Origin of the sequence: Listeria sp. SHR_NRA_18 (assembly GCF_003856515.1) — a bacterium.
In the GTDB taxonomy this organism is placed as follows: Bacteria; Bacillota; Bacilli; order Lactobacillales; family Listeriaceae; genus Listeria_A; species Listeria_A newyorkensis.
On record NZ_QPKR01000093.1, the window covers coordinates 1 to 408 of the forward strand.

Here is a 408-nt window from a genome sequence, read left to right on the forward strand (position 1 = left end):
GGCGGATAATCGGGTGTGAAGGGGCTACAGTGATAAATCGAGTGGAACAACTGCGTCAGCAGCTATCGCAGCGTATTTTAGTGTTGGACGGCGGTATGGGCACCATGATCCAGAGCTATCGGCTGGAGGAGGCAGACTACCGCGGTGAGCGTTTTGCCGATTGGCAAAGTGATCTGAAAGGCAATAACGACCTGCTGGTGTTAAGCAAGCCGGAGGTGATCACTGCGATCCACAACGGTTACCTGGAGGCGGGGGCCGACATCCTCGAAACCAACACCTTCAACTCGACCACTATCGCGGTGGCCGACTACCATATGGAGTCGCTGTCTGCCGAAATTAACTACCAGGCCGCTTTGCTGGCTCGCGCTTGTGCTGATGAATGGACGTCGCGCACCCCGGAAAAACCTC

General features: G+C 55.9%; 1 protein-coding gene. It reads left to right on the forward strand.

What is annotated here, in order from left to right; all coding sequences use genetic code 11:
• Positions 1-29: 29 nt before the first annotated feature.
• Positions 30-408: homocysteine S-methyltransferase family protein (locus DUK53_RS17300; RefSeq protein WP_201740748.1), on the forward strand; the 379-nt coding region annotated here is incomplete at its 3' end.